General features: G+C 63.7%; 23 protein-coding genes. 12 read left to right on the forward strand and 11 right to left on the reverse strand.

Annotated elements, in window-relative coordinates; all coding sequences use genetic code 11:
• Positions 1–69 precede the first annotated feature (69 nt).
• Entirely contained in the window at positions 70–837 is a 768-nt protein-coding gene (locus ACREC7_RS00885; RefSeq protein ID WP_431553796.1) for a DsbA family protein, read from the reverse strand.
• A 289-nt stretch (positions 838–1126) separates the two neighbouring features.
• Here ACREC7_RS00885 and ACREC7_RS00890 point away from each other — a divergent pair, with 289 nt between their 5' ends.
• The gene (locus ACREC7_RS00890; protein ID WP_431553797.1) at positions 1127–2134 is read left to right on the forward strand and encodes a type VI secretion system-associated protein TagO; all 1008 of its coding nucleotides are present in this window, start codon (positions 1127–1129) and stop codon (positions 2132–2134) included.
• A gap of 188 nt (positions 2135–2322) precedes the next feature.
• Here the strand turns inward: ACREC7_RS00890 and ACREC7_RS00895 are convergent, their stop codons facing one another.
• Complete coding sequence (locus ACREC7_RS00895) at positions 2323–2853, reverse strand: DUF721 domain-containing protein (protein WP_431553798.1); 531 nt, start codon at positions 2851–2853, stop codon at positions 2323–2325.
• 104 nt (positions 2854–2957) lie between these two features.
• Here ACREC7_RS00895 and ACREC7_RS00900 point away from each other — a divergent pair, with 104 nt between their 5' ends.
• Positions 2958–4076, forward strand: coding sequence for an A/G-specific adenine glycosylase (locus ACREC7_RS00900; protein ID WP_431553799.1), 1119 nt, complete (start codon positions 2958–2960; stop codon positions 4074–4076).
• Here the strand turns inward: ACREC7_RS00900 and ACREC7_RS00905 are convergent.
• The 4 genes from ACREC7_RS00905 to pdxH form a co-directional block, all read right to left on the reverse strand.
• Positions 4018–5124, reverse strand: coding sequence for a site-specific DNA-methyltransferase (locus tag ACREC7_RS00905; RefSeq protein WP_431553800.1), 1107 nt, complete (start codon positions 5122–5124; stop codon positions 4018–4020). The two genes, ACREC7_RS00900 and ACREC7_RS00905, sit on opposite strands and share 59 nt — an antisense overlap.
• A 306-nt stretch (positions 5125–5430) precedes the next feature.
• Positions 5431–5586, reverse strand: a complete 156-nt coding sequence (locus ACREC7_RS00910; protein ID WP_431553801.1) for a hypothetical protein — start codon at positions 5584–5586, stop codon at positions 5431–5433.
• Positions 5579–6334: an SDR family NAD(P)-dependent oxidoreductase gene (locus ACREC7_RS00915; protein WP_431553802.1), complete on the reverse strand. Its 756-nt coding sequence runs from the start codon at positions 6332–6334 to the stop codon at positions 5579–5581. The genes ACREC7_RS00910 and ACREC7_RS00915 overlap by 8 nt, the downstream gene beginning before the upstream one ends.
• A 27-nt stretch (positions 6335–6361) precedes the next feature.
• Complete coding sequence (gene pdxH, locus ACREC7_RS00920) at positions 6362–6982, reverse strand: pyridoxamine 5'-phosphate oxidase (protein ID WP_431553803.1); 621 nt, start codon at positions 6980–6982, stop codon at positions 6362–6364.
• A 142-nt stretch (positions 6983–7124) separates the two neighbouring features.
• Between pdxH and ACREC7_RS00925 the strand changes: the two genes are divergently transcribed.
• Positions 7125–7568, forward strand: coding sequence for an RT0821/Lpp0805 family surface protein (locus ACREC7_RS00925; protein WP_431553804.1), 444 nt, complete (start codon positions 7125–7127; stop codon positions 7566–7568).
• 85 nt (positions 7569–7653) lie between these two features.
• Here ACREC7_RS00925 and ACREC7_RS00930 read toward each other — a convergent pair whose 3' ends face one another.
• Positions 7654–9783, reverse strand: a complete 2130-nt coding sequence (locus tag ACREC7_RS00930) for an alkyl/aryl-sulfatase (RefSeq protein ID WP_431553805.1) — start codon at positions 9781–9783, stop codon at positions 7654–7656.
• A 283-nt stretch (positions 9784–10066) separates the two neighbouring features.
• Between ACREC7_RS00930 and fabI the strand changes: the two genes are divergently transcribed.
• The 3 genes from fabI to ACREC7_RS00945 all read left to right on the forward strand — a co-directional run bounded on the left by fabI (position 10067) and on the right by ACREC7_RS00945 (position 12290).
• On the forward strand, positions 10067–10885 hold the full coding sequence (gene fabI / locus ACREC7_RS00935) for an enoyl-ACP reductase FabI (protein ID WP_431553806.1): 819 nt from the start codon (positions 10067–10069) through the stop codon (positions 10883–10885).
• 176 nt (positions 10886–11061) lie between these two features.
• The gene (locus ACREC7_RS00940; RefSeq protein WP_431553807.1) at positions 11062–11631 is read left to right on the forward strand and encodes a hypothetical protein; all 570 of its coding nucleotides are present in this window, start codon (positions 11062–11064) and stop codon (positions 11629–11631) included.
• Positions 11628–12290: a hypothetical protein gene (locus ACREC7_RS00945; protein ID WP_431553808.1), complete on the forward strand. Its 663-nt coding sequence runs from the start codon at positions 11628–11630 to the stop codon at positions 12288–12290. The genes ACREC7_RS00940 and ACREC7_RS00945 overlap by 4 nt, the downstream gene beginning before the upstream one ends.
• Before the next feature lie 518 nt (positions 12291–12808).
• On the opposite strand, the gene ACREC7_RS00950 is transcribed toward ACREC7_RS00945, so the two are convergent.
• A complete protein-coding gene (locus ACREC7_RS00950) occupies positions 12809–13603 on the reverse strand; it encodes a peptidoglycan-binding domain-containing protein (protein ID WP_431553809.1) in 795 nt (264 codons plus the stop codon).
• Between the two features lie 169 nt (positions 13604–13772).
• Between ACREC7_RS00950 and aroC the strand changes: the two genes are divergently transcribed.
• Both aroC and ACREC7_RS00960 read left to right on the forward strand, forming a co-directional pair.
• Positions 13773–14867, forward strand: a complete 1095-nt coding sequence (aroC, locus tag ACREC7_RS00955) for a chorismate synthase (RefSeq protein WP_431553810.1) — start codon at positions 13773–13775, stop codon at positions 14865–14867.
• Between the two features lie 202 nt (positions 14868–15069).
• Positions 15070–15771 (forward strand): NAD-dependent deacylase, encoded by a 702-nt coding sequence (locus ACREC7_RS00960; protein WP_431553811.1) that lies wholly within the window; start codon positions 15070–15072, stop codon positions 15769–15771.
• A gap of 125 nt (positions 15772–15896) precedes the next feature.
• Here the strand turns inward: ACREC7_RS00960 and ACREC7_RS00965 are convergent, their stop codons facing one another.
• On the reverse strand, positions 15897–17126 hold the full coding sequence (locus tag ACREC7_RS00965) for a class I SAM-dependent RNA methyltransferase (RefSeq protein WP_431553812.1): 1230 nt from the start codon (positions 17124–17126) through the stop codon (positions 15897–15899).
• The gene (locus ACREC7_RS00970) at positions 17116–17865 is read right to left on the reverse strand and encodes a TlyA family RNA methyltransferase (protein ID WP_431553813.1); all 750 of its coding nucleotides are present in this window, start codon (positions 17863–17865) and stop codon (positions 17116–17118) included. The genes ACREC7_RS00965 and ACREC7_RS00970 overlap by 11 nt, the downstream gene beginning before the upstream one ends.
• A 126-nt stretch (positions 17866–17991) precedes the next feature.
• Between ACREC7_RS00970 and ACREC7_RS00975 the strand changes: the two genes are divergently transcribed.
• The 3 genes from ACREC7_RS00975 (at position 17992) to ACREC7_RS00985 (ending at position 19706) form a co-directional block, all read left to right on the forward strand.
• Complete coding sequence (locus ACREC7_RS00975) at positions 17992–18579, forward strand: SET domain-containing protein (RefSeq protein WP_431553814.1); 588 nt, start codon at positions 17992–17994, stop codon at positions 18577–18579.
• A gap of 57 nt (positions 18580–18636) precedes the next feature.
• On the forward strand, positions 18637–19083 hold the full coding sequence (locus ACREC7_RS00980) for an SET domain-containing protein (RefSeq protein ID WP_431553815.1): 447 nt from the start codon (positions 18637–18639) through the stop codon (positions 19081–19083).
• A gap of 137 nt (positions 19084–19220) precedes the next feature.
• Entirely contained in the window at positions 19221–19706 is a 486-nt protein-coding gene (locus tag ACREC7_RS00985; RefSeq protein ID WP_431553816.1) for a hypothetical protein, read from the forward strand.
• A gap of 2 nt (positions 19707–19708) precedes the next feature.
• Here the strand turns inward: ACREC7_RS00985 and dxs are convergent, their stop codons facing one another.
• Entirely contained in the window at positions 19709–21634 is a 1926-nt protein-coding gene (gene dxs / locus ACREC7_RS00990) for a 1-deoxy-D-xylulose-5-phosphate synthase (protein WP_431553817.1), read from the reverse strand.
• A 125-nt stretch (positions 21635–21759) separates the two neighbouring features.
• Here dxs and ACREC7_RS00995 point away from each other — a divergent pair, with 125 nt between their 5' ends.
• Positions 21760–23139: a cytochrome P450 gene (locus ACREC7_RS00995; RefSeq protein ID WP_431553818.1), complete on the forward strand. Its 1380-nt coding sequence runs from the start codon at positions 21760–21762 to the stop codon at positions 23137–23139.
• Positions 23140–23165 lie beyond the last annotated feature (26 nt).

Here is a 23165-nt window from a genome sequence, read left to right on the forward strand (position 1 = left end):
AGCGCGACCCCGACGGCAAAGAGGAGCAAGATCGCTGGCCGTCTCATCCTGGCGCCTGTTCCGCGATGCTTATTGCCCTGACGGGGGCGGGGTCGAGCCTTCGGTCTTCCCTTTGTCGGCGTCGGCGTCGGCGTCGGCGTCGGCGGGAGCCTCGCCCAGCGCCACGTCGAAATCCTTGAGCTGGTGGTCGCCCTTGAGCCGCTTGCCGTTGACGAAGAAGGTCGGCGTCGAGTCGACCTGAAATTTTTCATTGGCGATCTCGCGAGTCTTCAAGAGCTTGTCGAACAGCTCCTTGTCGGCCAGGCACTTGTCGAACTCATCCTTGGAGATGCCGGCCTGGCGGGCGATCTGCAGCAGCTTCTCCTTGGCGTCGACGCCCGGAGCCGCCCAACTCTCTTGCGTCGAGAACATGGCGTCGACCATCGGGTAATAGCGGTCGTTGCCGGAGCAGCGCGCGAGCATGAAAGCGGCGGCGGCGAGGTTGTCGAGCGGGAACTCGCGCAGCATGTAGCGGACCTTGCCGGTATCGATATATTTGGTCTTCAACTGCGGAAACACCACGGTCTGGAACTGCGCGCAATGCGGGCAGGTCATTGAGGCGTATTCGACGATGGAGTTGGGCGCGTCGGCGGAGCCGACGACGATGTCGGGGAGCGGTCCTGGCTCCAGGAGCACGGCCACATCAGGGTCGACCTTGTCCTTGTCCGCCACTCTGGCGCCGCTCTGGTCGAAGCCTCCCCGCCAGTAATAGACGCCAGCGGCGACGGCCACCGCCAGCACGAGGCCGAGCACGATATACAGGGTCCTGTTGGGGGCAGCTTTTTCGGTCTCGGTCACTTGGCTTTCTCCGCTCGCTTGCTTTCCGGTCGTTTCCCGTTCTCTGGCCAGTTCTTTATGGCGGAACCACGATAGCCACAATGTCTCGCGGGTGATTTTGGCGTCCGATGTGCGGCATATGTACAACGGGCTTAGTCAAAGCTTTCTCCCTTGTGGGCCCCTGTGGCACTAGCTTCGCTTGGGAGCACGTGCCAACTAAGGCTGACGTAGCTCAAAGAGCCCGGAACAATAAGTTCGAGACTCTCCCACCCTTCACTTTGTAGACTACAACCACAGGGCGGGGGCCCCCATGAAACAACGTGTTTCGTACCGCAAGTTTGCGGCCAGATTTTCTCTGACCGGGGCGTTGCTAGCCGGTGGGGTTGCTGTTGGCCAGCCGACTCCTTCGTCAGCCGGTGACATGCAACAGCAGTTACGCGAGTGCTCGCGCATCGAGGACAGCGTAAAGCGGGTGGCGTGCTTCGATGCATTGGCTGCTGACAATGCCCCTGCGCCCCCGGTCAACACGATACTGTCCGGAACTGGACAATGGAAGATGACAACTGATGTTTCAAAAATCGACGATTCGACAAATGTCTTTCTGAGCCTGGACTCTACAGAGCCGATTGTGGGCCGGTTTGGCGAGAAGGGCCCGATGGAATTTTACATCGCATGCCGCGAAAACAAGACGGACCTTTTCTTTCGTTTTGCCGGTGAATTTATGAGTTCATTGGAAGGCGGGGGCAAAATTACCTACAGGATCGATAAGAGACAGGCGCAGACGAAAGAATTCGACGAATCCAATAATCATGAAGGTCTTGGTCTTTGGGGCGGTGGCAATGCGATCCCGTTCTTAAGGAGCCTAGTCGGAGGAGAACGCCTATTCATTAGAGCAACGCCCTACAATGAAAGTCCCGTAAATGGGGAGTTCGTCATCGCGGGCCTCGAAAACGCATTAAAGCCCTTGAGCCAAGCTTGTGGCTGGCCAATTGCCGATGCATCCGGGGGACCAAACTCTGCCCCCTTGCAAGCTCAGCCTCCGTCAACGCAAGCAGAGGCGGTCGCAGGTTATGTGATCCAGGTCGACTCAAAGGAGAGCCAGACCCAGGCGCTTCTCGCATTTGCTGATATGGCACAGAAATATCCAACGCTACTCGCGCCATACCGACCTATGGTGCAGAAAGCTGACCTCGGCGCGAAGGGCATTTGGTATCGGCTCCGCATCGGACCGGTCTCGGACAAAGAGACTGCTCTCAGGCTCTGCACGCAACTCAAGTCGCAGGGCCATCCAAATTGCTTGGTCATGGCGGTGCAATGACCAAGATGGAAAGAGCCCGCAAGATTGCACGCCGCGCCACTTCTCGCTTTGTCGAGATAAAGGGGCTCGGTCGAGGTTTGGTCCCGCACCGCCAACTGAGGGGTCGCTGACCAAACCGACGCTGGAATGCCTCCAGCGAGGAGCGACGAAAGCTCCGGCTTGATTAAGATGCCGTGTCGAGCGCCGTCTCAAGGTCCCGGGGTCTTGCCGCGGACGCCGGCTGCGAGCCGTCCAAGGGCCCTCGCAAGCCCGGTATCGGTAAGGCCAGCTGGAGGGGAGGGCTCCTCGACGCTTGCCGGCGCCGGCGCCGGGGCCTCGGTCTTGGCCTTGGGCAGGGGCGCCTGGAGGAAGCGGAGCTGGGCGATGGCCCGGTAGCCGAAATAGACGTTCACCCGCTCCAAAATCTGCTCGGCGCGGTGCTGCACCTCGATGGCGCGGGGGCCGTCGACCTTGAGCACGAGAATCGCGCCATCGGTTCGCCAGGCCCTTTGCGGGGAGGCAGTCTCCCCATCTTCGGTCCGCCGTGGCCACAGGACTTTCTCCGGCGCCGTGAAACGGGCAAGCTCCTCGCCCACCACCGCGGGCCATTCGCTCAACAGCGACGTGATGGCGAAGCCGCGCGCCCGGGCGATAGGGTCGAGCATGTTCGCCACATAGGCGCCGATGGCGCGCGCCCCGCCCGTCGCCCTAACCCAGGTTTTCCGCTCGTTGTTCGGCATCGCGTGTCCCGCTTAGCGGTGGACGGCGGAAGCGCTTCCTTGCTTTCGCCTCGCTCGATCCTACACCATGGGGCGAAGCGAGGCATGCCGCCGGAGCGCCTGATTTGCACAGCGAAGATTATGCATCCGCGCTGCTCGCCTGGTACGACCGCGAGCGGCGGATCCTGCCCTGGCGCGCCGCGCCCGGCGTGACCCCCGACCCTTACCGGGTTTGGCTCAGCGAGATCATGCTGCAACAGACCACGGTCAAGGCCGTGCTGCCGCGCTACGCCGACGTCCTGCGACGTTGGCCTGACGTGAGGGCGCTGGCAGCAGCCGAGCTTGGCGACGTTCTCGCGTCCTGGGCCGGGCTTGGCTACTACGCCAGGGCGCGGAACCTTCATGCCTGCGCCCGCGAGGTGGTGGAGCGGCTCGGCGGTAGTTTCCCGAAGACCGAAGCCGAGCTCCGCACGCTTCCCGGCATCGGCGACTACACCGCTGCGGCGATCGCGGCTATCGCCTTCGGCGCACAGGCCACGCCCATCGACGGCAATATCGAGCGCGTGGTGGCGCGGCTGTTCGCGGTCACCACGAAGCTGCCTGCGGCCAAGGCCGAGATCAGAGCGCTTGCCTTGAGACTGACGCCGGCAAAGCGCGCCGGAGACTTTGCGCAAGGCCTGATGGATTTGGGCGCGACGCTGTGCAGCCTGCGCCGCCCGGCCTGCGGCCTCTGCCCGCTCGTTTCAGGCTGCGCCGGCCATGCCCAAGGCTTGGCCGAGGGTCTGCCTTATCGCGAAGAGAAGGCGGAGCGGCCGACGCGACGAGGCCACGCCTTCGTCGCGCTCCGCGATGACAATGCGGTGCTCTTACGGGAGCGGCCGCTGAAAGGACTGCTCGGCGGCATGTTGGAGGCTCCATCCTCCCCTTGGATGGAGGGTAGTTGGAGCGAACTCGATCTTGACCACGCGCCGCTCACAGCGTCATGGCGCGAGGTGCCGGGGCTCGTCGAGCATATTTTCACCCATTTTCATCTGGAGCTTGCCGTCTATCTGGCAGAGGTCGCATCGGACGCGAAGCCCGCCAACGCCGCGCAGCCGGAGCGTTGCCGCTGGGTCCAGCTCCGCGATCTGCACCGCGCGGCGTTGCCAAGCGTGATGCGGAAAGTGCTCGCCCACGCTTTGGAGGCTAAGCCTCTGGCTCGAGCTGCCGCCGCGCCACTTCGCGCAAGGCGTCGATCGGCTTGAGCGTACCGTTCGCCTCATAGTGCCAGAAGGTCCAGCCGTTGCAGGCCGAAGCGCCTTGCACATGCGCCCCGATCTTGTGGATAGAGCCTTGGGCGCCGGCCGAGGCGATGCTGCCGTCGGCGCGAACCTCGGCCTCGTGGCGGGCGCGGGCGTCATAGAGCACGGTGCCGGGAGAGATCAGCCCGATCTCGACCAACGCGCCGAAGGGGATGCGCGCCTCAGCCCGCTTGCTGCGGACGGTCTCGACTGAGGCAACTTTGAGCGGCGTCACGGCTTCGAGTCGCGCCCGCGCAGCTTCCGCGTAAGCCTGCTCGCGCTCGATGCCGATGAACTTGCGGCCAAGGCGCTTGGCCACCGCCGCCGTGGTGCCTGAGCCGAGGAAAGGATCGAGGACGACCTCGCCCTTGTTGCTGGAGGCGAGGATGATGCGGTGGAGCAGCGCCTCCGGCTTTTGCGTCGGATGGGTTTTGCGGCCGCAGTTCTGCTTCAGGCGCTCAGGGCCCGAGCAGATCGGGAACAGCCAGTCAGAGCGCATCTGCAGCTCGTCGTTCAATGCCTTCATCGCTTCGTAGTTGAAGGTGTAGCGGGCCTTCGGTCCCATGGAGACCCAGACCAAGGTCTCGTGCGCATTGGTGAAGCGGCGGCCTCTGAAATTCGGCATCGGGTTGGTCTTGCGCCACACCACGTCGTTCAGCACCCAGAAGCCGAGGTCCTGGAGAATGGTGCCGACGCGGAAGATGTTGTGGTAGCTGCCGATCACCCACAGCGAGCCTTCCGGCTTCAGCACCCGGCGGCAGGCCCTGAGCCAGGCGCAGGTGAAGTCGTCATAGGCCGCGAAGCTGCCGAACTTGTCCCAATCGTCATCGACGCCGTCGACCTTGGTGTTGTTCGGCCTGAGCAGCTCGTTGTTGATCTGGAGATTGTAAGGCGGGTCGGCGAACACGAGATCGACGCATTGCTCGGGGAGTTTGGCCAGCTCCTCGATGCAGTCGCCGACAATGACCTCGTCGAGCGGGAGCCTTCGCCCCCGCGTCCCACCCACACCCATGCCACCACTCGGTTACGCAAAACTAGGAAAACGACTGCCTTTGCCGGACAAGGCGAGGGCAGGGCCATGCTGAGGGCCTAAGGGTAAAGGCTGACTTAACTTAGGTCCACACTTGCTTATCGTGCCCCTTCCCCGCCTAACGCCGAACTTGTCCGGCGTTAGGCACCCTCTCCCACGAGGGGAGAGGGGGAGGCTGTGGCATTGCCTCTACGGATTCGTTAGCCGCACGAGGAGGAAAGGGATTTGTGCTGCGCGGTGCAGCGGACTCACCCCCTCTCCCCTTGTGGGAGAGGGTGGCGCGGACCTTCAGGTCCGCGACGGGTGAGGGGTTCGGAGTTCAGCGAGAAAGCGTTCGATGTCGAGCGTCTCTCCGAGACCGGCATCAAGCTCGTCGATGCCGAGCTGAATCTCTGCTCTTAGCTTGGCGAGCGTCTCTATGTACTCGGGAGGATCGTCACACATGCTGCCCTCCGTCGACGGAAAGCTCGGCGCCGTTGATGTAGCTCGATTGCTCGGTGCACAGGAAATAGATGGCCTTGGCCACCTCCTCAGGCTGCCCGAGGCGCCGCATCGGGATATCGGCGATCAGTCTCTCGGTGCCAGGCGACAGGATCGCGGTGTCGATCTCGCCAGGCGAGATGGCGTTGACGCGAATTCCGAGCGGGGCGAAGTCTGCCGCCATCTCGCGGGTGAGCGCGGCGAGCGCCGCCTTTGAGGTGGCATAGGCGGAGCCGGCGAAGGGGTGCACGCGGGCGCCAGCGATCGAGCTGAGATTGACCACGGCGCCTGACCCAGCGTGGAGTTCCTCGATCAGCCCGCGGGCGAGCATGATGGGGGCAAAGAAATTCACCTGGAACACCGTCATCCAGTCCCGGCGATCGGTCTCGATGCTGCCGAGCCTCGCACCCCCCTCGCCCTTTGGCGAGATTGCCGCATTGTTGACCAGCGCGTTCAGCCTGCCGCCTTGCGCTTTCAGCCGCTCCTTCATCACGGCGATGGCTTCCAGCGTATTGTCGGGATTGGCGAGGTCGACCTGGATATGGTCCTCCGGCCCGGCCTCCCAGGGGCAGTCTTCGGGAAAGCCATGGCGCGAGCAGGTGATCACCCGCCAGCCTGCCGAGGAGAAGCGCTTTACCGTGGCATGGCCGATCCCCCGGGAAGCGCCGGTGAGGATCAGCGTCTTGCGCTCTTCATTGGGGATCTGCGCCATGACCGGCAGGATAGGTCCTGAACGGGACTACGGATAGAGCCGCGTCTTGACCCATGGCGCGTCGGGGGAAGCGCGCCGGAACGCGATGCGGTCATGCAGCCGGTGCGGCCGGTGGTGCCAGAATTCGATTTCGAGCGGGATCACCCGGTAGCCGCGCCAATAGCCTGGCCGCGGCACGTCCTTACCCTCGAACTCCGATATTCGCTTTGCCACCGCTTCATCGAGATCTCCGCGGCTCGCAAGCGGCCGGGATTGCTGCGAGGCCCAGGCGCCGATGCGGCTTTCCCGCGAGCGGGTGGCAAAATAGGCGTCGGCTTCGGCGTCGCTCACCTTCTCGATCGGTCCGCGCGCGCGAATCTGACGGTGCAAGCTCTTCCAATAGAGGAGGAGGGCCGCCTTGGGCGCCGCAATAAGCTCGAGCCCCTTGGCGCTTTGGCAATTGGTGTAGAAGACGAAGCCGCGCTCGTCTGAGCCTTTGAGCAGGATCATGCGCACATTGGGCAGCCCATCGGCATCGACCGTGGCGAGCGCCATGGCGTTCGGGTCCTCGGGCTCGGCTCTCACCGCCTCAGCCAACCAGAAGGCGAACAGCGCCAAGGGATCGGTAGCTTGGGTGAAGTCGGGGGCCTGCTCGCCGAACTTGGTCATAGCTCTCTCTTGGCCGTTCGCTTCTTGTCGCTGCCGCCGTCCCGCGGCGAAACGGACGTTTACGATTTCCTCACTCTGATACTGCACCCTCATCCCCGTTGATAGTTGGTGCTGAGGCACCAGTTTGGGGGGACGATCGGTTATGCGTACGGTCCATCGCAACGCTCCTATCATCATTGGGGCGGGGGCACTTGCACTTCTCGTTATCGCCCCCGCCTCTCTTTCTCTCTTCGCCGAGGAACCGGCCTATACCGGTTCGGTGGTCATCGACACCGAAAGCACCGGGGGCGCTAAGCAGCCGGCGGCCTTCGCCGAGCTCCGCGCCAAGCTTGACGGCACCGACCGGGCCGTTGCGCTCAATGCTCTTCAGGTGGCGCTGACCGAGCTTGGCGACGGGGGCACCCTTATTTGGAAGAGGCCGTCGCGCGCGCTGACCGGCGTGATCAAGCCGGTCTCGGCGTTTCGCGACGACGAGGGCAGGGTGTGCCGGCACCTCACGTATTCGCTGTCGCTCGGCACCTTTGTGCGCGAGGTCGAGGGCATCGCCTGCCGCGAAGAGGGCGGCGCCTGGTCGCTCCAAGGCTGATTGATATTTTTCAACGGCGGGAAGACGCGCGCGATTGGGTGACGGGCGCTTGTCGGCAGATGGGCACCTCCTACCCTCGCGTCCGTTATTCCGCAATCGTCTGGCGCGGAATAGCCTCGTAAGGATCTGTGTTTCCTAGGATGCCGGATTCCACGTATCCAGTTGCTTCAGGTTCCCGGGCCTTTGTGCCGGGCATAATCTCGAAGCGTGGGTCGAAGTCGACCATGGTCGACGCGAGCCGTGTCAGCAATCCTGCGTCGCCCTCAACTTTCGCCGTTCCATTGGCAATCTGAGCCTCAAGGGTTTTCGCCCCCATCATCGTTTGCTCAAGATCGGACCGGTTGATGGTGAGGGTCAGGTCGGGGTTGTCGGCCTGGAAGCCTGCAATATTCGTGAGCGTGGCGTTCTCCAGCTCGATCAGGAACTTCTCGCCGTTATCAGGCGTGATCAGGTTGATCGTGAACCGCATGCCCTCGGCCTTGCGGCTGTCCATGCGAATGCCGAGGAAGTTAAGAAACAGCTCGGTGGACATCGCCCGGATCACATCGGGGCTGCTCGAGTTGGCGGTTTCGCCCTGCGGTATCCCTGTCCTGAGCTCGTATGCGCCGGCAAGGAAGCTGTTGCGGAGTCCTGGGTTCTCCTGCTGGTAGCCGATCTGCTCGAAGATGTCGGCTAGCAGGTCTTTGGCGGCCTCGTTGTCCGGCTCGGCCTGGATCAGCTTGTTCACGATTTCCGTGGCGAGCAGGTACTTCCCCTCGTCATGCAGCTCCCGTCCGCGGGCTAGGATTTTCGCCGCGCCGCCCATCATCTCCACGTAGAGAGGCGCGGACTCGCCCGGCGAGAGCGGAATGAGCGTTGTCGGGTTGCAATCCCAGAACCCGAGATAGCGTTGGATGACACCGCGGCTGTTGTGTTGCGGCGAGCCGTGGTAGCCGCGGCAGAACCACTTTTCCTGCAGGCCCTTGGGGACCTCGTAGACGTTGTGGATCTGGTTGATGGTCACGCCTTGGTTGGCCAGATGCAGAACCTGGTTGTTCATGTTCGCATAGAGGTCGCGCTGACCGCGCAGCACCTCCTGGATGCGCTCATTCCCCCAGCGCGGCCAATGGTGCGAGGCGAACATTACCTCGGCATCCAGGCCGAACCGGTAGAGCGCCTCGCCGATGTATTTCGACCAGCGCAACGGATCGCGCACCGGCGCGCCGCGCAGCGTGTAGATGTTGTGCAGCGAGGCGATGACATTCTCGGCCATCCACAGCGCCTTCATTCCGGGGATGTACGTATTCATCTCCCTCGGGGCCTCCGTATTCGGAGTGTTTTGAAAGACCATTTTGACGCCATCGACCTCGAATTCCTCGATGGCCTTTTCCACGTACCGAGTGGGTGCAACAAGGCCGACCGCGCCGGCTGAGACGGCTTGGCCCAGGCCCTGGCCGACATAGCCATGCGGACTGGCAGGCAGCAGCAGGCCGTACTGGTAGAACAGCCGCCGGTTCATGGCGTTGCCGGCGTAGACGTTCTCCGAGACTGTGAAGTCCATGAAGTCGACGGGAGCGATGACGGGAATCTTCCCCGACCTAACATCCGCTTCGTCCACAAGGCCGCGCACACCGCCCCAGTGGTCGCCATGAGTGTGCGAATAGATTAAGGCCGAGACGGGAAGGCCCTCGCCAACGTGCTCCTGGAACAGCTTCCACGCTGCGCGAACCACTTCAGCGGTCACCAATGGATCAAACACGATCCAGCCGGTCTTGCCCCGGACGAACGAGATGTCGGACAGGTCGAATCCGCGGACCTGGTAGATGCCCGGGATCACCTCGTACAGCCCGTAATTGTTATTCAACTTGGATTGACGGAGCAGCGAGGCGTGGATGCTGTCGAACTCCTCTTGTTCATCCAGAAACTGAAACCGCTCCATGTCCCAGGCGACATGGCCGGCGTCCGCCATGATCTTGAGGTCTTTCATAGGAGCAATGAGACCCTTCTTCTGCTCCTCGAAATCTCTTTTGTCGGCGAACGGCAGAGTCGCCTTCGCCTTCTCCAACACCTCGAGCGTGAACTTTGACGGCGCCTTCCCCTTAGGATGGAAATGTCCTTGCAAGGGGTCGATTTGTTGAGCGCGCGCCGGGCTCGCGTCTAGGACAAAACTGTCCGCCAGGGCGAAGGCCGCCGCTGCAGCAGGAACGGACATCATGAAGTGTCGTCTGGTGGTCATCTGTTTGCGCCTCCTGCATCGCTCGCGACCAAGGCACAGGGCTGCCGTAGTCGATCTGAGTCGACTCATGACAATTTCCGCTTGCGCGGGGTTACTGCGGCATGGCTCCTTTCTGAGCGGCCAAGGGGCGACTCTAACACGTCGGCCGGTCGGTCGATGGCGATGACGATTAGCAGAAGGACCGCGTGCCACGCCGATGGCCTCAAAATCCCCAAGCGAAAAGCCTTCCAGCCCGGGAACCGGCGCATTATAAAGCGCCGTCATTTTCCAAGCCGGAGGGTCAATGGCCGAAGCTGCCAAATTGATGGCGGGCAAGCGCGGCGTCGTGTTCGGCGTCGCCAACAACCGCTCGATCGCCTGGGGCATCACCAAGGCTTGCCGCGACCATGGCGCTGAGATCGCGCTTACCTACCAGGGCGACGCCATCAAGAAGCGGGTCGAGCCGCTTGCGGCCGAAATCGGCTCCAAGCTCGTGCTCCCTTGCGACGTGACCGACGAGCGAAGCGTCGAGGCGGTGTTCAACGCATTGGCCGGCGCCTGGGGCACCATCGATTTTCTCGTCCATGCCGTCGCCTTCTCCGACAAGGAAGAGCTCGACGGCCGCTACGTCGACACGAGCAAGGACAATTTCACCCAGACCCTGCTCGTCTCCTGCTACTCCTTCACCCAGCTCGCCAGACGCGCCGAGAAGCTGATGCCGAATGGCGGCTCCCTCCTCACGCTCAGTTATTACGGCGCCGAGAAAGTGATGCCCCATTACAATGTGATGGGCGTGGCCAAGGCGGCGCTTGAAGCAAGCGTGCGCTATCTCGCGGCCGATCTCGGCAAGGAGAATATCCGCGTCAACGCCATCTCCGCCGGGCCCATCAAGACGCTCGCGGCCTCAGGCATCGCCGACTTCCGCTATATCCTCAAATGGAACGAGTACAATTCGCCGCTCCGCCGCACCGTGTCGATCGAAGACGTCGGCGGCGGCGCGCTCTATCTCCTGTCGGATTTGGGCCGCGGGGTCACCGGCGAGATCCTGCATATCGACGCCGGATACCACGTGGTCGGCATGAAGAACGAGGACGCCCCTGATATCTCGGTGGTGAAGGAGTAGGGCTTAAGGACGACAAGGACAGCTCGGTTGCTTGCATCCTGATGCCCAAAAAACGCCTAGCTCACCTAGAGAGATTCTATTCAGTTCTGAACTCGCTGCGGGAACATCAAGCTGCACGGACCCTCGGTGAGTGCGTGGGTCGGCTGGACTGGCCGCGAAGGGGCGTCTACTTTTTTATGGAAGAAGGCGAGAGTCGCACTGACAGTGGAGCTGGGCCGCGAATCGTGCGCGTTGGCACTCATGCCCTCAAGCCCGGTTCCACAACACAGCTTTCGACGCGCCTGGCTCAACACCGGGGTCAGCACAAATCCGGCGGAGGCAATCATCGAGGTTCAATCTTTCGACTGATAGTCGGCTCGGCTTTGATCCGGCAGCGAGGTTATGAATATTCGACATGGGGCGTGGGGAACACGGCACCGAGAGAAGTTCGTGCGGACGAATTTCGTCTTGAATGCGAGGTGAGTAAAGTCATTGGAGCGATGCCTTTCCTTTGGCTTGATATCGACGACGAGCCGGGTGCAGGAAGTCTGCGCGGATATGTCGAGCGCAATGCAATTGCCCTACTTAGCAATTTCAAGAAGCCGCCTCTCGACGCGCAATCATCTGAATGGCTTGGACATCACTGCGATCGCGAACGTGTGCGCATGTCAGGCCTCTGGAATTCAAATCACGTCGAGGAGGACTATGATCCCGCCTTTCTAGACAGGATAGAAACATTGACCCGCCACGCGGAAACGGCGACATGATCCTCATCATTCAGTGCGCAGGTCGCAAACGATCCGACGCCGGGCGTCTGAGAACAGAGCAGGGCAAGTCGATTCTTTTCGTGGCCGATCCCTCCAAAGCGCCTTCAGACGAGAGCGACGCGTATGCCCGCCCGGATGATCCTTCCGACACAGGCCCAACGTGGCGCGAGCGCCTGAAGCAATACAACGCCGCCCCGGGCGATAACCCGCTCGGACTGTGCCGAGCCTTCGAGCTCTATGAGAATCCGACCTATCGCCGGCTGGTGCACCGCTTTGGGCTCAGCAAGACATACGTTCTTTCTGCGGGTTGGGGCTTGGTCGGCGCCTCGTACTTGACGCCCGCCTACGATATTACTTTCAGTGTGAGCGGCGCGCCCCACGCGCGTAGACGACAAAGGGACATCTATCGCGATTTGTGTCTACTCCCTGACGATGTCACGGAGCCCATCGTCTTTTTTGGGGGCAGGGATTACGTGCCGTTGTTTTGCAAGTTGACGAACGGTCTGCGTTCAGAACGGTTGGTCTTCTACAACTCGCAGCATGCCCCCGAGGCGCCCGGGTGCGTCTTGAAGAGGTTTCGCACGACCACGAGGACGAATTGGCACTATGAATGTGCCAATGCCTTCCTCGGTATCGAGTTGCCAGATTCCCGGACTTGACGCCTAGCGGGCAGCAGTATGTCGATGCGACCTACCAATAGAGGGGGTAGAAAAAAAATATCCCCGCCGCTCTGCGCTCATCCAATCATGCACACACTTCGTCCGCATGGGGCGTCATCGCGAGGCGTTCGTTATGGCGGGACGAAGTGCGGCGCCTGCGGGCCTTGTCGCCACAAGGCACTCGGGCGGCGGCGGGGCTCCGCCCGGAACCAATAGGAGTCCCCGCCAGGAGCTGGCTGACGTTTCGACGGCCGCTACCGGCTTCTTGCCGAGTTGGCGGAACGTCTAAAGCGGAAAGCGCGGCCCGCCGTCGACAAGACGCCGCTACCGGCGCGCCGAAAAGCGCCCGCCGCCTTCCGCAACGGAGGCGGACACCAAACGGATTGCGCCTTTCGGCGCGCCGCCCCCAATCAGGGGGAATGCTCTTTGACATGAGCCGGACGCCTCATCGCGCCGCGGCGGTGAATATGCACGTCTGTAGGGTGGTAACGGGCCACGCCGTCTCCCACACGCGCCTGCTACCAAACGATAAAGTCCTTGCTCCGGTAATCTCTCGCCCGCTCGGCCGCTTCGAAGCCGTTCGAGCTGCCGCCGCTATCCGTGTTCCCCTCGGCGGTGTCGAACGATTCCTTGCTGGGCGCGGTCACGATGCCGACATGCACCCAGTCGCCGGGAACCTTGCGGACAAGAAAGAAACTACCGGGCACAAGATCTTTCTTGGCGAAGGCTCCCGACTTCACGCGCGATTCGGGAACGAACTTACCGGCGGTCTTGGCCTCCATCGCCAACACATCGCAGGACGATGAGGAGTCGATGGGAAGCTGGCCGCCGAGCGTGTGCGCGGCTTGCTCGAGCGCAAAGCAGACGAAGCCCGCGCACCATCTTGCGTCTTTTCCGTCCCAATCGAGATAGCTCCTGACCCAGGGGCCTCGATTGTCGCCGCCAGCCTCCATTGGATGGCTCTTGATGTGTTGCTTGGCGTAGGCTGCCGCGAGGGTAGAAAGGCTCTTACCCCCAGCCGCAATGGGATTGAGGGCCTTCACGATGGGCGCGACGAGCTCCTCATGCGTCTTTATGTCGACGACGCCGGTCGCAGGCAGCCCGCGCGCGGTCTGAAAGTCGCGCACCCGCTTCTCGGTTGCCGGGCCGAAATCGCCGTCGACCGAGACGGCGAAGCCGTTCAAGGTGAGGAATTCCTGGACCCGCTGCGCGCGCATCTTCTTGGCGCCGCGTTCGATCGGTCCATCGAAATCGATTTCCTCCTTCACTCGCTTCGGAAGATAGGCGCCATCGCGTAAGGTCGTTGGCAACATTTGCACCTCCCCGGAGTACGCATCCTGCGCGATGGGATGCACAACCAGCGCGAGGCGTATGTTACCATAAGTTGAATTATTCTCACGCACACCCTTTCGGTGGGCTGGCGTCCTTGCTGCCGTTTGACCCTTTCCCTGGCCTTAACTAGAAGCTGGCTACGTTCAATCCATGTCGCACAACAGCTTCGGCCATCTATTCCGCATCACCACCTGGGGCGAGAGCCACGGGCCGGCGATCGGCTGCGTGGTCGACGGCTGCCCGCCCGGCATCCAGCTCGAAGTTGCCGACATCCAGACCTATCTCGACAAGCGGCGGCCAGGCCAATCGCGCTACACCACCCAGCGCCAGGAGCCCGACCAGGTGCGCATCCTCTCCGGCGTGTTCACCGACGAGGCGAGCGGAGAGCAGGTGACCACCGGCACCCCGATCGCGCTCGAGATCGAGAACATGGATGCGCGGTCGAAAGACTACGGTGACATCAAGGACAAGTTCCGCCCCGGTCACGCCGACTACACCTATCTCGTCAAATACGGCGTTCGCGATTGGCGTGGCTCTGGCCGGGCCAGCGCGCGGGAGACCGCGAGCCGCGTGGCGGCAGGCGCCATCGCCCGCAAAGTGGTGCCTGGCATGCGCGTGCGCGGCGCGCTGGTGCAGGTGGGCCCTCACGCCATCGACCGCCGCACTTGGGATTGGTCAGAAGTCGAGCGCAACCCGTTCTTCTCTCCCGACGCCAAGGCGGTGAAGAAATGGGGTGAGTTTCTCGACCAGGTGCGCAAAGCAGGTTCCTCTTGCGGCGCCATCATCGAGATCGTGGCCGAAGGCGTGCCGGCAGGCCTCGGCGCGCCGGTCTACGGCAAGCTCGACCAGGACATCGCCAGCGGGCTCATGAGCATCAATGCGGTGAAGGGCGTGGAGATCGGCGCGGGCTTCGCCGCGGCGGCGCTCTCGGGCGAAGAGAACGCCGACGAGATGCGAATCGGGCGGGACGGCGCCCCTGAGTTCCTCACCAACAATGCCGGCGGCATTCTTGGCGGCATTTCCACCGGCCAGCCCATCGTGGCGCGCTTCGCGGTGAAGCCGACCTCGTCGATCCTCACGCCACGCCGCACCATCGACGCCGCCGGCAACGAGACCGAGGTGTCGACCAAAGGGCGCCATGATCCTTGCGTCGGCATCCGCGCCGTGCCGATCGGCGAGGCGATGATGGCGATCGTGCTTGCCGACCACTACCTCCGCCACCGCGGCCAGACCGGCAAAGGCTGACGAGCGCACAAACTTCTAGTTCTGATCCCCCTCACCCGGCGCGCCTGAGGCGCACCGACCTCTCCCCGCTGGGGAGAGGGTTGGAACTTGCGGCGGCGTCACTGCTTCCTCTCCCCTGTGGGGAGAGGGCTTTCCGCCCGACTTGCGCAGCAAGTCGCTTTGGCGGAAAGGGTGAGGGGGAGCTGGAGGGCGGCTAAGCGGAATGAGCGCGTACCACAACATCGTCATCCTGACCGGGGCTGGGCTCTCGGCCGAGAGCGGGCTCGGCACCTTCCGAGGGCCTGGCGGACTTTGGGAGAATTTCAGGATCGAGGACGTGGCGACGCCTGAGGCCTTTGCCCGCGATCCCGTCCGCGTCCATGAGTTCTACAATCTTCGCCGCTCCTGGCATAAGCAGGCGCTGCCCAACGCCGCCCATCTTGCCCTTGCCAGGCTCGAGCGCGAGCATGGCGGCAACGTTCTTGCCGTCACCCAGAACATCGACGCCCTGCACGAGGCGGCCGGCACGAAGAACCTCATTCATATGCATGGCGAGCTCGAGCGAGCGCTCTGTGCCGCCTGCGGAACAAGTGCGCCGTGGAAAGAGGATCTGTCCATCGAAACGCTCTGCGCGAGGTGCGGCGAAGCCGCCATGCGCCCGGACGTTGTGTGGTTCGGCGAGATGCCGCGGGAGATGGAGCGCATCTATGAGGCGCTCGGGGCCTGCGACCTGTTCGTCTCCATCGGCACGAGCGGCACCGTCTATCCGGCGGCAGGTTTCGTGATGGAGGCCCGCGCCGCAGGCGCCCATGCCGTCGAGCTCAATCTCGAGCCTTCCGACGGCGCCGACCTCTTCCTTGAGCGGCTCGAAGGCCCGGCGACGGGGATCGTGCCTACTTACGTCGATCGGCTGCTCGCCGGCTAGCGTGTTCGTCATACCGGCGCAAGCCTGTATCCAGCGCGCGAAGCGCTAGTCAAAACTGGACCCCGGCTTTCGCCGGGGTGACGCCTGTTGAGGCGGCGGTGTCACAAGCCAATTGGCACTTGGCTTCAGCGCTCAAGAACCGCCACAAGTTCGACATGCGGCGAGAACAGGAACTGGTCGACGGGGACCACGCGCGCGATGCGGTAGCCGCCGCCGACGAGGATGCGCAGGTCGCGGGCGCAAGTGCCTGGATTGCACGAGACCATGACCACCTTCGGCACCGACGACGCCGCGAGCGTCTCGGCCTGGGCCTTGGCGCCGGCGCGCGGCGGGTCGAGCACCACAGCGTCGTAGCGGGCAAGCTCGCGCGCCCCGAGCGGCACGCGGAACAGGTCTCTCGTGTGCGTCCGCACTGGTTTGAGCTTCGGCGTCCCCCGCGCCGCCTGGCCAAGCGCCGCAACAGCCGCTTCATCCTGCTCATAGGCGTCGACTTCGGCGCTTGCAGCGAGCGCGAAAGTGAAAGTGCCGATGCCGGCGAACAAATCTGCCACGCGCTTTGACCGGCCCACGCCTTCCTTGACCAGAGCGACCAGCGCCGCCTCCGACTCGCGCGAGGCTTGCAGGAAGGCTCCCGGTGGCAGCCTCACCTGCGTGCCCGAAAGAGAAACGGAGGGTTCGCTGGCGAGAATGACGCTCTCGCCGTCGACCGTGATGCGGGCGGCCCCGAGTCTCGCGCCCGCCGCGGCGAGCTTGGCGAACAGCGAAGGCGAGGGGCGTAGGCCTTCGACCACGAGATCGAGACCCTGATCGGCTTCCGTCACGGTGACGCGCGCTTCACGCCTCCCGCCAAGCAGCGTCGCGAGCGCGGATTTGAGCTTGGGCAGCCGTCCGGCGAAGTTGGGGCTGAGCACCGGGCAGGCGGCAATGTCGACGATTGTCTGCGAACGCGCGGCGCGATAGCCGAAGGCGATGCCTTGCGCCGTGCGGCCAAGCGTGAAGGCCGCCCGCCTCCGGCTTGCGAGCGGCACGGCGCGCACCTCCTCGACCGGCGCCTCAAGCCCGCGAGAGGCGAGCGCCGCGATCACCTGCTCGCGCTTCCAGGCGAGATAGGCATGGCCCTCCATGTGCTGGAGGGCGCAGCCGCCGCAGTTGCCGAAATATCGGCAGACCGGGGCGATGCGCTCAGGGCTCGGCTTGAGGATGGCAAGCGCCTCGGCGCGGGCTTCACCTGGCTCGGCCTCCACCTTCACCAGTTCGCCGGGAAGCGTGAAGGGCACGAATAGCGGCCCGTCAGGGCCCTGTGCCACGCCGTCGCCCTGAGCGCCGAGCCGCTCGATCCTGACCTCAAGCTCCATGGCTGGCGCCGATCAGCACTTCCTCGTTGCCGCTTCCGCCCGGAATAGGAGAGGGCATCTCGGCAAACACTTTCCAGCCTGGCGCAGAGTCGATGAAGGCCCGCACCTCCGCCACCGCTCTCGCCCTGGCCTGAGCGTCGCGCACGATGCCACCTTTGCCCACGGCCTTGCGCCCCACCTCGAACTGCGGCTTGACCAAGGCGACGAGCCAGGCGCCTGGCGCCGCGAGGTTGAGGGCCGCCGGCAAGGCCTTGGTCAGGCTGATGAAACTGACATCGGCGACGATGGCGCCGACCGGGCCTTCGATGACTTCCGTGCCGAGGGCCCTTGCGTCGGTTGCCTCCAGCGCCACCACGCGGGGGTCGTCGCGAAGCTTGGCATGCAGCTGGTCGCGCCCGACATCGACGGCGTAGACGCAGGTCGCTCCGCGCTGCAAAAGCACCTCGGTGAAGCCGCCCGTCGAAGCGCCGATATCGAGCGCGACGAGGCCCTTGGGGTTGAGGCCGAAGGCATCGAGCGCGGCGGCGAGCTTGAGCCCCCCGCGCGAGACGAAGGGAGAGGCCTGCCCGTCGACGATGAGGCGCGCGCCGGGCTCGATCAGCGCCCCGGGCTTCAGCGCAGGCTGGCCGTCCACGCTCACCGCCCCGAGGCGGATCAGGTCGGCAGCGCGCGAGCGGGTGACGGCCAGACCCCTGTCCACCAAAATTCGGTCGAGCCGCATTTTTTTGTAGATGCTCATATGGGCTTCTCATATGCTTCCGCCCGCGTGGGGGAGTCTCGCGCGCGGATGACGAACCGGGAGCGGACGGCACCGCCAACTATATACTGCGAAGCGCACCGCTCGGCGCGCCCTCGCGGAGGTCTCGTGAGCCAAAGTACGACGGCTTACCTCACCGAAAAGTGCGAAGTCCGAAATCGTGACGTGGCCGGTGGCAAGGCCGTATTCGCTCGGGAACTGATCGAGCCCGGCGAGGTCATTGCTGTGTGGAGTGGGCGCTTGGTCTCCGCCGAGGAGCTCGACGACCTCTCCGAAGACATCCGCCGTCACACCGCGCAGGTCGAGGAGGGTCTTTACCTCGCTTCGCTTAACCCCGACGAGGCGCCGGACTACATCAACCATAGCTGCGAACCGAATGCCGGCCTTAACGGACAGATCACCATCGTCGCCATGCACGCGATCCAGCCTGGCGACGAGGTCACCATCGACTATGCCATGTGCGACGGCTCGCCTTACGACGAGTTCGACTGCGCCTGCGGCTCTTCGCATTGCCGCGGTCGCGTAACCGGCAACGATTGGCGCGATCCCTCGTTGTGGAAGCGCTATGCCGGCCATTTCTCGCCCTATCTGCAGCGCCGCATCGCCGCCCTGCAAGCCGAGCAATCCCCGCGCCGGCGGGTACGCAAGCGGGCCGCTCTCGCGCTCGTGCACGGCGCGAACGGCAATCTCGCATGAGCCAGCATCCAACCTCTGATCATCAACCCAACTGAGAGCCAAGCGGAGAGAACGGACATGATGCTCGTCCGTAGTTATGTCGCGCCAAGCGAAATTCAGGGCCTCGGCATCTTTGCCGGCGAATTCATTCCGAGCGGCAGCCAGCTTTGGGTGCTGAACCCGAAGTTCGACATCTTCGTCTACACGCACGAGATCGCCGTGCTGCCGGCGCACATGCAGGATTATGTCGCGCGCTACAGCTATCCACATCTGGAAATCGACGGCGTGCGCATCATCGACTGCGATGACGGCAAGTTCATGAACCACAAAGAGCGGCCGAACACCGATTTCCGGGTCTTCGACACGGGCTATGCCATCGTCGACATCGCCGCCGGCGAGGAGATCACCTGCAACTATTTCGAGTTCGATCCGGCCTTCCGTGGTTTCGGAGAGAGGGCAATCGACCTGGCGATTTCGGCCATGCAGGCTGGCCACTTCCGGCAGGGAGAAGGCACGCGGCCCTAAAGCGCCCCCCGAAACCGGACATATTTGCCAAGCCCCGCGGCATCGACTAGCAAGGCGCGGGCGACGGACCTTATCCGGCCGCCCGCATCTGTTTTTGCTCAGGTGACCGCAAGCCGATGCCGAAGCATTTTACGTCGATGGCGCGCTTAGGCCCGCGTCTATTTCTGGCGGTCGTCGCCATGCTCGCGACCCTGCCGCTCGCGGGCGCCGGCGAGCAAGTCCTGATGTGGACGGAGAAAACCGGCGGCGGATTGACCACGCTTGCCTATGGTCCGCTCGATCCGGCGCAAAATCCGCTCTTCATGCTGTCCTGCTTCAGCGGCATGAATATCGTCGTGCTCGACGTGCATAAGGAGATCCCCGACGCAAAGCCCGGCGACCCCCTCACCATCGAGCTGTCTTCTGCCAAGGCTCAATCGCCGGTCGACGGCGAGGTTGGGAAAAACGAGACGACCGGCAAGACCTTCGGCGAAGCGAGCGATATCAACGTGAAGCCGGTGCTCGAAGTGCTGCGCGATTCCGGCCCGCTGACCATCAAGATGGGCGAGGCGAGCGCCACCATGTCGGAGGTGGGCAGGGCTGAGTCGGTCGGCAAATTCGTCGAGAACTGCAAGCTCGAATAGCCTCAAGCGAGGCGCGCCGCCTCGGCGGCGCCGAGATCCTTGCCAAGCGCCGCCAACACCGCGGCGACGATGCCGGAAGCGTCGAGGCCGGCGCGTGCGTACATGGCTTGCGGCTTGTCGTGCTCGATGAAGCTGTCGGGGAGCGTCAGGGTCCGCACCTTCAGCCCCCGATCGAGCAGGCCCTCGCGCGCAAGATAATGCAGCACCTGCGACCCGAAGCCGCCGATCGCACCTTCCTCGATGGTGATCAGCACCTCGTGGTGGGATGCGAGCTGCCGCACCAAGTCCTCATCGAGTGGCTTGGCGAAGCGCGCATCGGCAACCGTGGTCGAGAGTCCGAAGGAAGCCAACTGGTCGCCGGCCTTGAGCGCATCGCCGAGCCTGGCCCCGAAGGAGAGGATGGCGACGGCAGAGCCCTCGCGCAGGGTTCGCCCCTTGCCCAGAGGGAGGACCTCGCCCCGTTTCGGCAAAGCCACGCCGGTACCTTCGCCGCGGGGATAGCGGAAGGCCGACGGCCGGTCGCCGATGGTGGCTGCCGTGGCCACCATATGCATGAGCTCGGCCTCGTCGCTCGCCGCCATCACCACGAATCCGGGCAGGCAGGAGAGATAGGTGACGTCGAAGGCTCCGGCATGGGTCGGGCCGTCGGCGCCGACGAATCCGGCACGGTCGATGGCGAAGCGGACCGGCAGGCTCTGGATGGCGACGTCGTGCACGACCTGGTCGTAGGCGCGCTGCAGGAAGGTCGAATAGATGGCGGCGAAAGGCTTGTAGCCCTCGACCGCGAGCCCTGCGGCAAAAGTCACCGCGTGCTGCTCGGCGATGCCAACGTCGAATGCGCGGTCGGGGAAGGCTTCGGCGAAGCGGTCGAGCCCCGTGCCGGAGGGCATCGCCGCGGTGATGGCGACGATCTTCTCATCCGCCCTCGCCTCCTCGATCAGCGCGTTGGCGAATACCTTGGTATAGCTCGGCGCGCCGCTGCTTGCCGCTTCCTGCGCTCCGGTAATGACGTTGAAGCGGTTGACGCCGTGGAACTTGTCGGCGGAAATCTCCGCGGGCTCGTAGCCTTTGCCCTTCTGCGTGACCACGTGGATCAGGATCGGGCCGTTCTGCGTGTCGCGCACATTGCGCAACACCGGGAGCAGATGATCGAAATTATGTCCGTCGATCGGGCCCACGTAATAGAAGCCGAGCTCCTCGAACAGCGTGCCGCCGGTCCAGAAGCCACGCGTGTATTCCTCGGCGCGCGCCGCCCGGCGCTCCCACGCCTTGGGCAGGATCTTGGCGAGCTGCTTCGCCCAATTGCGTAACTGCCGGTAAGTCTCGCCTGAGATCAGGCGCGCGAGGTAGGCGCTCATGGCGCCCACCGGAGGGGCGATCGACATGTCGTTGTCGTTGAGGATCACGATCAGCCGGGAATCCATGGCGCCGGCGTTGTTCATCGCCTCATAGGCCATGCCGGCGCTCATGGCGCCGTCGCCGATGACACAGACCACGTTCTGCTTCCTGCGGCTGAGATCGCGCGCCACCGCCATGCCGAGTCCTGCCGAGATCGAGGTCGAGGAGTGGCCGGCGCCGAAGGTGTCGTATTCGCTCTCATCGCGCTTGCAGAAGCCTGACAGGCCTCCGCCCATGCGCAAGGAGCGGATGTGGTCGCGCCTTCCGGTCAGGATCTTGTGCGGATAGGTCTGGTGGCCCACATCCCACACGAGCTTGTCGCGCGGCGTGTCGAACACCTTGTGCAGCGCGATGGTGAGCTCGACCACGCCGAGGCCCGCGCCAAGATGCCCGCCAGTCACCGACACCGCGTCGATAGTCTCCTGGCGAAGCTCAGCCGCAAGCTGCGGCAGGTCGGAGTCGTCCAAGGCGCGCACATCTTCTGGGGTGCGCACCCGGTCAAGCAGCGGCGTTGGATGTTCGGCGCTCATCAGCTCCCCGGAACACAAGGAAATGGCTTGAAGTTCTCTTTTTTGTGACAGGACCTTTATCGACCCAGGCCTCGGGTTTCAACTAGCCTAGCAGGCCGTCCGAATTGTGTCATGGAGCCATGGCGTTGGATGCGACCATAGTCGAAGTGCCGAAACCGCCGGCCGGGCGGCTGCCGTTCCTCCGCCTGCTCGCGCGTCTTGTGAGCAACCCGGTGGCGAGCTGGGGCGAAGATTTCTACGACGAGCCGATCGTGGTCTACCGCGACTTTGGCCTCGAGACCGTTTTCGTCACCGATCCGGAGCTGACCCAGCAAATTTTGCTGGACGACAGCGACGCCTTCACCAAGAGCCCGCTCTACGACAATGTCCTCGGCCGCGCCGGTGGCAAGGGGCTGCTCATCGCCGAGGGCGACGACTGGCGCTGGCAAAGGCGCATCGCCGCGCCGCTGTTCCGCGCCGAGGCGCTCCTCTCCTATGCGCCAGCCTTCGCCGCTTCTTGCGAACCCGTGCTTGCTCGCTGGCGCAAGGCGGGACCGGGCTCGCTGCAAATCATCGGCAAAGATATGACCGAAGCGGCCATGCAGGCGCTGCAGGACACCATCTTGGGCGCCGATCTTCGCACGCAAGACCGCAAGATGGTGTCGGAGGCGGGTACAGCCTTTCTCAGCTCGACGACGTGGAAGATCGCCTATGCCGCGTTGAAATTGCCGGCATGGACCCCGCATCCTGGAAGCAGTTCCATGCGGCGGGCTGGCGACAATCTCCGTGAAGTGGCCGCGCGCGTGCTCGCCAACCGCCGGCTGGGCCGTGGCGACGGCGCCGACTTGCTGTCGAGATTGGTGGCGGCGCGTGATCAAGCAACCGGCGCCAAGATGTCCGACAGCCTGATCATCGACAATGTCGTCACCTTCCTGATGGTCGGGCAGGAGACGACGGCGCAGGCCCTCACCTGGGCCCTCTATGTGCTCGCGTTTTTTCCAGAGTGGCAGGACAAGGTTCGCGAGGAGGTGCGTCACGTCATGGGAGCCGGGCCTTTGGGCGCCGGACCTTTGAGCGCGAACCAGCTCGAGCAGCTTGGGCTGTTGGAGGCAGTGTTCCTCGAAGCGATGCGACTCTATCCGCCGGCTCCGAGCCTGATGCGGATTACGCGAAGGCCGGTCAAACTTGGCGAGGTCGAGCTAGCGTCCGGCGCCACCGTGGTCATTCCGATCTACGTCGTTCACCGGCACCGGCTTCTGTGGTCTGATCCGCTTCGTTTCGACCCGTCCCGGTTTGCCCCGGAAGCACGCGCCGGGCGCCACCGTTGCGCCTATATGCCCTTCGGTACCGGCCCGCGAAGCTGTATCGGCGGAGCCTTCTCCATGCTCGAGACCAAGGCCATGCTCGCAACCTTCCTTGCCGGGGCCCGTTTTGAGCTTCCCGCAGGCGAGGTTCCGGTGCCGCTCGCCCGCATCACGCTGCGGCCCAAGCGGGGGCTAAAGCTCAAGGTGACCATGCTGCATTAGCTCTTTGGCGAGAAATAGCTTCGCGC

Origin of the sequence: Methyloceanibacter sp. (assembly GCF_050728395.1) — a bacterium.
In the GTDB taxonomy this organism is placed as follows: Bacteria; Pseudomonadota; Alphaproteobacteria; order Rhizobiales; family Methyloligellaceae; genus Methyloceanibacter.

Excerpts from the sequence above, each read along its gene's own strand:
- ACREC7_RS00890 (WP_431553797.1), top strand. The coding sequence starts at position 1,127 with ATGAAACAACGTGTTTCGTACCGCAAGTTTGCGGCCAGATTTTCTCTG.
- ACREC7_RS00895 (WP_431553798.1), bottom strand. The coding sequence starts at position 2,853 with ATGCCGAACAACGAGCGGAAAACCTGGGTTAGGGCGACGGGCGGGGCG.
- ACREC7_RS00905 (WP_431553800.1), bottom strand. The coding sequence starts at position 5,124 with ATGGGTGTGGGTGGGACGCGGGGGCGAAGGCTCCCGCTCGACGAGGTC.
- ACREC7_RS00910 (WP_431553801.1), bottom strand. The coding sequence starts at position 5,586 with ATGTGTGACGATCCTCCCGAGTACATAGAGACGCTCGCCAAGCTAAGA.
- ACREC7_RS00915 (WP_431553802.1), bottom strand. The coding sequence starts at position 6,334 with ATGGCGCAGATCCCCAATGAAGAGCGCAAGACGCTGATCCTCACCGGC.
- pdxH (WP_431553803.1), bottom strand. The coding sequence starts at position 6,982 with ATGACCAAGTTCGGCGAGCAGGCCCCCGACTTCACCCAAGCTACCGAT.
- ACREC7_RS00925 (WP_431553804.1), top strand. The coding sequence starts at position 7,125 with ATGCGTACGGTCCATCGCAACGCTCCTATCATCATTGGGGCGGGGGCA.
- ACREC7_RS00930 (WP_431553805.1), bottom strand. The coding sequence starts at position 9,783 with ATGACCACCAGACGACACTTCATGATGTCCGTTCCTGCTGCAGCGGCG.
- fabI (WP_431553806.1), top strand. The coding sequence starts at position 10,067 with ATGGCCGAAGCTGCCAAATTGATGGCGGGCAAGCGCGGCGTCGTGTTC.
- ACREC7_RS00940 (WP_431553807.1), top strand. The coding sequence starts at position 11,062 with ATGGAAGAAGGCGAGAGTCGCACTGACAGTGGAGCTGGGCCGCGAATC.
- ACREC7_RS00945 (WP_431553808.1), top strand. The coding sequence starts at position 11,628 with ATGATCCTCATCATTCAGTGCGCAGGTCGCAAACGATCCGACGCCGGG.
- ACREC7_RS00950 (WP_431553809.1), bottom strand. The coding sequence starts at position 13,603 with ATGTTGCCAACGACCTTACGCGATGGCGCCTATCTTCCGAAGCGAGTG.
- aroC (WP_431553810.1), top strand. The coding sequence starts at position 13,773 with ATGTCGCACAACAGCTTCGGCCATCTATTCCGCATCACCACCTGGGGC.
- ACREC7_RS00960 (WP_431553811.1), top strand. The coding sequence starts at position 15,070 with ATGAGCGCGTACCACAACATCGTCATCCTGACCGGGGCTGGGCTCTCG.
- ACREC7_RS00965 (WP_431553812.1), bottom strand. The coding sequence starts at position 17,126 with ATGGAGCTTGAGGTCAGGATCGAGCGGCTCGGCGCTCAGGGCGACGGC.
- ACREC7_RS00970 (WP_431553813.1), bottom strand. The coding sequence starts at position 17,865 with ATGAGCATCTACAAAAAAATGCGGCTCGACCGAATTTTGGTGGACAGG.
- ACREC7_RS00980 (WP_431553815.1), top strand. The coding sequence starts at position 18,637 with ATGATGCTCGTCCGTAGTTATGTCGCGCCAAGCGAAATTCAGGGCCTC.
- ACREC7_RS00985 (WP_431553816.1), top strand. The coding sequence starts at position 19,221 with ATGGCGCGCTTAGGCCCGCGTCTATTTCTGGCGGTCGTCGCCATGCTC.
- dxs (WP_431553817.1), bottom strand. The coding sequence starts at position 21,634 with ATGAGCGCCGAACATCCAACGCCGCTGCTTGACCGGGTGCGCACCCCA.